General features: G+C 58.5%; 4 protein-coding genes and 3 pseudogenes. 6 read left to right on the forward strand and 1 reads right to left on the reverse strand.

Annotated features, from left to right (window positions below; genetic code table 11):
* Nucleotides 1-207: 207 nt before the first annotated feature.
* The 4 genes and pseudogenes from EN738_RS35895 to EN738_RS08150 all read left to right on the forward strand — a co-directional run.
* A pseudogene (locus EN738_RS35895) lies at nucleotides 208-851 on the forward strand (restriction endonuclease); the annotation flags it as partial.
* A gap of 94 nt (nucleotides 852-945) precedes the next feature.
* Nucleotides 946-1,676 (forward strand): annotated as a pseudogene (locus tag EN738_RS35905) (IS110 family transposase); the annotation flags it as partial.
* Between the two features lie 224 nt (nucleotides 1,677-1,900).
* A pseudogene (locus EN738_RS08145) lies at nucleotides 1,901-2,171 on the forward strand (IS110 family transposase); the annotation flags it as partial.
* A 485-nt stretch (nucleotides 2,172-2,656) separates the two neighbouring features.
* The gene (locus tag EN738_RS08150) at nucleotides 2,657-3,874 is read left to right on the forward strand and encodes a D-arabinono-1,4-lactone oxidase (RefSeq protein ID WP_164783573.1); all 1,218 of its coding nucleotides are present in this window, start codon (nucleotides 2,657-2,659) and stop codon (nucleotides 3,872-3,874) included.
* Here EN738_RS08150 and EN738_RS08155 read toward each other — a convergent pair.
* Nucleotides 3,871-4,698, reverse strand: coding sequence for a MurR/RpiR family transcriptional regulator (locus EN738_RS08155; protein WP_029354755.1), 828 nt, complete (start codon nucleotides 4,696-4,698; stop codon nucleotides 3,871-3,873). The genes EN738_RS08150 and EN738_RS08155 overlap by 4 nt on opposite strands.
* Before the next feature lie 290 nt (nucleotides 4,699-4,988).
* Between EN738_RS08155 and EN738_RS08160 the strand changes: the two genes are divergently transcribed.
* On the forward strand, nucleotides 4,989-5,933 hold the full coding sequence (locus EN738_RS08160; protein WP_051695319.1) for a BadF/BadG/BcrA/BcrD ATPase family protein: 945 nt from the start codon (nucleotides 4,989-4,991) through the stop codon (nucleotides 5,931-5,933).
* Nucleotides 5,930-6,629: glucosamine--fructose-6-phosphate aminotransferase (locus EN738_RS08165; protein ID WP_127283234.1), on the forward strand; the 700-nt coding region annotated here is incomplete at its 3' end. The genes EN738_RS08160 and EN738_RS08165, both read left to right, overlap by 4 nt.

Consider the following 6,629-nt stretch of genomic DNA (forward strand, 5'->3'; position numbering starts at 1 on the left):
AGTCGGGGATATTCCCACGTGTCAGCGCTCGCCGCCTCAACTGCATTCCGTGTATTCGAAGGCTGAAAGCACGATGCCGATCCCTGACTACCAATCGCTCATGCTCCCGGTTCTTGAGGTCTCTTCGAAGGACGAAACCTCCGCCCACTAGCCGAGGCCGAGATTGCTGCACGGTTTGGTCTCACCGCTGAAGAGCGTGAGCAGCTGTTGCCGAGCGGCAAGCAGCACGTGCTACACAACCGTATCCACTGGGCGAAATTCTACATGAGCAAAGCGGGACTGCTCGCCTCTCCCGCACGAGGGCGGTTCGTTGCCACCGAAGCAGGTCTGTCATTGCTCACCAGCGGCCCTGACCGCATCGACGTGAAGCTGCTATTGAAACACCCAGAGTTTAGGAAGTTTTACAAGGGCAACGGCTCCGATGATAGTGCAGGGGAGACGCCATCCGACGTCGCGACGGAGGCGACGCCGGAAGAGCAGATCGAAAGTGCCTATCAGGCGGTACTAACCGCTTTGCGGGCAGACATTTTGGACAGGATAGGCCAAAACAGCCCGGCCTTCTTTGAGCGGCTCATTGTCGATCTACTTGTCGCCATGGGTTATGGCGGATCGCATAAGAACGCAGCCGCCCAGCTTGGGCGCTCGGGCGACGGCGGGGTTGATGGCGTAATCAACGAGGATCGGCTCGGTCTCGATCGGTGTATGTTCAAGCGAAGCGTTATGCTGTCGCAAACGCTATTGGGCGACCTGATGTTCAAGGATTCGTCGGCAGTCTGGTAGGGCTAGGAGCGACGAAGGGTGTTTTCGTGACCACCTCGACATTCAGCCCACATGCCCACGAATTCGTGAAGCACCTGTCTCAACGCGTCATTCTGCTCGATGGGCGCCAACTTGCCGACTTGATGTTCGAGCATGGCGTCGGAGTTCGTGTCCGTCGAGCCATTGAGCTACCGGACGCGCCTTTTGCTGACGCACCGGCGCAATCTGAAGGCCGAAGTTCCTCGACCTGGAGAACGCCATCCGCCACTCGCTGAAGTCGTTCGGCATCCGCCTTAGGCAAGGTCGGACGTGGCGCCTTCGAACGCGCGGTACGCCAGGCGGTGGCGGACAATCCGTTGTCGGCCGAGCTGATGGACGCCATGCTGACGGCGCGCGCGGCGCTGTGGCGACAGTACTGCCGGCTGCATGATCTCGTCGTGAGGATCGTCGCGCACAGCGAGCCGTGCCGGCGCTTCATGGCTATTCCCGACGTGGTCGGGTGACGGCGCTCTCCTTCATGACGGCGATCGACGATCCCACGCGCTTTCACCGCTCGCGCGACGTCGCCGCTTACTTCGGGCTGACGTCGCGGCGCTGGCAGTCCGGTTCAACGATCGACATTCAGGGACGGATCTCCAAGGCCGGCGACGCGGACGTGCGGCGCGCGCTCTACGAGGCGGCGTCAGGACTGATGACGCGCTTCAAGGGCAGGGACAAGGTCAAGAGCTGGGGCCGGGACATCGCCAAACGCTCCTGCCACCGCAAGGCCTGCGTTGCGGTGGCGCGCAAGCTGGCGGTGATCATACACGCCATGTGGAGCGATGGACGTTTACGTCGGCGATGCGGCCGCGAGCGAGGCCGATGCCACGCGGCGCGCCCATGTCAAGGACCGCAAGCTGCTGGGAGCGCATCGATGAGCGGTGCGGCGGCAGATAAAACGCATGGCGCCGGCGCGCTGACGGACCCCATCTGAGCAAGGAGATCCGCTCCGGCGGATGAGCACCGATGCAAACCAGGAACGACTGAACCACGTTATCCTGCCTGCCGCCGCGCCGACAATGAGACAGCCGGACCGCGCTCGATTTCGATGCTCCGTCCGTCCGATGGAAGAGTGCGTCACGACGGTTCGAGCGCTGCGTTCATCCCCGGCGTCGGTCCGGTGACGGCGCTTTCGTTCATGAACGGCGATGGACGATCCCACGCGGTTCCGCCGCTCGCGCGACGTCGCGGCCTACTTCGGGCTGAGGTCGCGACGCCGGCAGTCGGGCACCTCGATCGACGTTCAGGGCCGCATCTCGAAGGCAGGCGACGTCGACGTGCGGCGCGCGCTCTATGAGGCGGCGTCTGATGATGCGCTTCAAGGGCAAGGACAAGGTCAAGAGCTGGGGCCAGGACTCGCCAAACGCTCCTGCACTGCAAGGCCGCCGGGCCAAGAGCCAGAACTGTCCAACAGGCTGATTGACGTGCACAAGACAGCATACGCGTCCTTCGGCGAAAGCCTCGCACGAAATACGTGGTGAGGCCCGACGCAACCGGTCGGTGCCAGTCGTCGGCTCTTGTGGGGTGAAGGCTCTGAAACGATAATTTTCCGTTCGCATCGACGGGAGAAGCGAGTGTGGACCACCAGCGGTCACCGCTGCCCCGCGCCAATGGTCGGTCTGCCGGGGCACCGAGTTATAATGGAGATAATCTTCTTTTGTATCTAGGTCGATGATGATATCCGTCATGCCTGCCAAAATGAGTCGGCGCTGGGCACAGCGTGACGACCCTATTCTGGCGGGCCGAGGCGGCTGCCCCAGCACCTAGCAGCGAGAAAACACACGCAAGGAGAACTCCATTGCCTTCTTCAGAGACCAGAGCGCAGACACTCGGCCCTAGCATGATTTGGCGGAACTGGGTGAGCAATCAGGTTTGTCGGGTGAAGCATTTCGAAATGCCAAGTTCGGACGATGACGTCTGCAGAACGATCAAGACAGCAGCTTCAACCAATCTGCGCGTCCGCGTAGTGGGTACGGGGCACTCTTATACGCCGATTGTCCCCACGGACGGAGTTCTAATCTCCGCGGAGCGTCTAACAGGGATCGAAAATATCGACCCAACCAACGGCAGCGTAACCCTCCGCGGCGGAACGCGGATTTGTGACGTTGGCCTTGAACTGCGTTCTGCTGGTTGGGCATTGCCCAACCAGGGCGATATCGATCTGCAGACGATGAGCGGGGCCGTATCGACGGGTACGCATGGCAGCGGCGATAGTTTGCAATGCTTAGCGGGCCCGATAATTGGAATGCGGATAGCGATGGGCGATGGATCCATCGCCAATTTCGATGCTTCGCAAGACATCGATGTCCTCAACGCTGCGAAAGTTTGTCTCGGAATGCTTGGCGTGGTGCTTTCCGTCACGATGAAGCTTGTTCCTGCTTTTGATCTTCATGACAAAATATGGCGTGAGGATTTTGAAGAATGCATGAATCATTTGGATCAGCTATGTCAGGAAAACCGGAGCCTCCGCGTGTTCTGGTGCCCGACCGAACACTCGGCATCGTTATACAGCCTGCCCGACACGTCTGGCATTGGTCGTACGCGCAGTAAAGCTGATGTCTGCGAAATCAGAACGCTGAACGTCACAACTCAGCCGTCAGCAGCTGTCGAAGCACAGGCCGGCGAGAGAATAGGGCCCAGCTATCGGATATTTCCGGGTTCAATTCCGATGCCGAACCATAACGAATGCGAATACTCGGTGCCCTACGAGGACGGTCCGGCGGTATTGCGTGAAATACGCAAGCTGATCCAGACGAAGCATCCGTCGCAGATATTCCCGGTTGAGTATAGAACCGTGGCGGCTGACGATATTTGGTTGAGTCCATACTTTGAGCGGAAGACCGCAATGATATCGGTGTCCGGCGCAGCAGGAGAGGACTACTGGGATTTCATCCGCGATTGCGAGACAATCTTTTCCTGGGTAAAAGGTCGTCCGCACTGGGGCAAACTTCACAGCCTGGGCCGGTCCGAGATCGAAGCCTTGTACCCAAGATACGGGGATTTTATTTCTCAAAGGGCTCGCTTCGACCCGGACGGTCGCTTCCTGAACGACTACCTGCGCGAACGTTTCGGCTAAAAGCTTTTATCTATGGTGGCTTCTGCGGTTCGCTGCATAGCCGCCTGGAACTTGCTGCCATCTTTAGCGATCATGTTGGCGAGGATGTCGATGATCAAATATTGTCCAGCGACCCTGGAGAATGCTCCTCGCGTGATGGGCGTGTCTGTTGAGGATGCTCCCAGTACAGCGTCCGCGTTGGCAGCGATCGGACTGCGTATATGACAGGTGATTGCGATGGTAAATGCGCCAGCCGCCTTGGCCGCCATAAGTGAGTTGATTGTATCCTTGCTCGAGCCAGATTCCGAAATTGCCAGTGCGACTTGCTTCGGCCCGAGATTCACTGCACTCATGACGGCGAGATGTGGGTCGTCCAGCACGCGCGACACCAGTCCGAATCGAACAAACAAGTAATGCGCGTATCGGGCCACATTCGCAGAGCCGCCGAACCCGTACAGATCTATGCTTTTTGCTCGTATGATCTGTTTTGCCGCCAATTCGAGAGCGGCGTGGTTCAACAGGTCTTTTGTCTGCTTGAGCGCGGTGATGGCCGTCGACAGCGTGTCGTCGATGACGTCACCAGACGGGCTGGCGTGTCTGATTGTCTGGTGAGTGGAGAGTTCGATCCCCAATGCCAGTTTGAAACGCTGGAAGCTCGAAAATTTGATGTCTCTACAGAACCTCAAGACGCTCGCTTCGCTCGATCCGGATCCGTCAGCAACCTCCGTGATAGTTTGGTTCACGACCTTCGCGGGATCGTTAAGGACGTACTCACTGATGCGAAGGAGCGCCGGACTGAGGCTGGGCTGAGACGAACGCAAGCGCGCCAAGATCTTTTCCTGCATTTACGATTCCCTTGATGTCGCCGAGCTCCAGCTCCCTAGGCTTGATTGACACAGGCAGTGAAAGCAATAGGAATTTTTCAGCAGATTGCCAAGCCGTGAACATTGTTTTCGTTAGAGCCCCCAGCCGCCTGCCAGCCTTTTTGCACGGCATTTGACCATCATCGCCGCGCGGGGAAAAAGTCGCGCATGATGAAAAAAACCATCTTTGACAGACGAAAAAAAAGTGATATTCCTTCAGCGAGAGACTGGGACCGCGGCCGCTGGGCGCGAATGCGAACAGAGATGACGAGATGGGTTCTATATCGATTGGTGTCGACATCGGAGGCACCAAAACGCATTTGAGAAGCTGCCTGGAACAGGGCATGGGCCGCGACTTGGTGGTGAGGACCAGTGAATGGCGTTGTGGAGCCTATGACCACGATATTCCTGGACTAATCGCGCTAATCAGCGGATTTGCGGATGGCGCCACTCCCAACGGCATCGCGATTGGCTCTCATGGATGTGATGATGAGGCCGAGTGTGCCATCCTGCAAAAACCACTTTCCAATCATTTTGCCTGCCCGTTGAGGGTCGTCAACGATGCAGAGCTATTTCCCCTAGCCATGGGGCTTTCCAGCGGAATTGGTGTCGTCGCGGGAACTGGCTCAATCGCCGTTGCTCGGGACCAGAAAGGCAGGATGCATGTCGCAGGCGGTTGGGGCTGGGCAATCGGAGACGAAGGGAGCGCTCCCGGTTTAGTACGTGAGGCTGGTCGAGCAGTGCGACGGCACATTGACCTCGGAGGGGCAAGGTCAGAGCCGCTTGTCGAAGCGCTTTGTGAGGCATTTGGACTGAATAGCCCCACGAACATCGGCACCGCTATCGCGAAGGAAGGCGGTGCCTCGGCTCTGGGGCGACACGCACCCGTTATCTTCTACGCAGCCAATGAAGGCTCGTCGTTGGCTAAGCGCGTTATTGACGAGGGCGCAGCGGCCCTGACCCAATTAGTTCACCACCTGAAGTTGGCGGGCGTGTCCGACAAAGACGTGGTGGTAGGCGGAGGGGTCATCCTCGCCCAGCCACTTTTAGCCAATGCGTTCTCCCATCAAATTTCCGATCGTTTCGGGGCGACAGTGGCGGTCACCTTCCTCGACAAGCCGCCGGTCTTAGGCGCCTGCGTCTTGGCGCGGCAACTTTGCAGTGCCGGGGATGGCCCAGAGACCTCAATTGTCTCTCAACATATGGATATCCAATGATTTACAGGTCAACGATCGCCCGTCAACCCAATCAGTTTCGCCATACCTTGGAAGTGGTCGGAACGCAGCTTCGCGACCTTGATCTCGCGCCATTTGAAAAGGGGACTGTCGTCGTTACAGGAATAGGCGCGAGTTACGAGGCAGCGGGGGTAGTGGCCGGTGAGCTGCAACGCCGCGGCAGACGAGCAAATACTTGGCGCGCAGTCGATCTCATGGAGCCGGGGGACCCTGGCGACGCGATCATAGTCTTTTCTGTCGGAGGAAGAAGCATCGAGCCAATCGCTGCACTCACCATCCACAGCACGTTACCATCCCTCGCGATTACAAGCGGAGGCAACGACCCGCTGTCACGCACCGCTTCGGCAGCACTTCGCTTCGAGTCCGGTCCGGATTCACTGCCGTCGAGCACCGGCTACACAGGCTCGCTGCTGGCAGGCGGGCTGCTGATAGATGCGCTCTGCGGTGAAGACAGCTTCAATTGGAACGACATTCCTCTGATAGCAAGCGAGGTCTTGGAAACCTCTGCGAAAAAGATGGCACGCATTGGAGAAATGTTTCATGACCAGCGGGCGATCGATTGCGTTGGCGCGATATCGGCTTTGGGTACGGCGGGCGAGGCTTGTTTGCTCATTCGCGAGGCTGCGAGGGTGCCCACCGGCGTCGCAGACACGCTGCACTACTTGCACGGGCCGATGG

The sequence above is a fragment of the Mesorhizobium sp. M4B.F.Ca.ET.017.02.2.1 genome (assembly GCF_003998955.1).
Taxonomy (GTDB): Bacteria; Pseudomonadota; Alphaproteobacteria; order Rhizobiales; family Rhizobiaceae; genus Mesorhizobium; species Mesorhizobium abyssinicae.

Coding starts and splice junctions, on each gene's coding strand:
- EN738_RS08155 (WP_029354755.1), bottom strand. CDS start 4,698: ATGCAGGAAAAGATCTTGGCGCGCTTGCGTTCGTCTCAGCCCAGCCTC.
- EN738_RS08160 (WP_051695319.1), top strand. CDS start 4,989: ATGGGTTCTATATCGATTGGTGTCGACATCGGAGGCACCAAAACGCAT.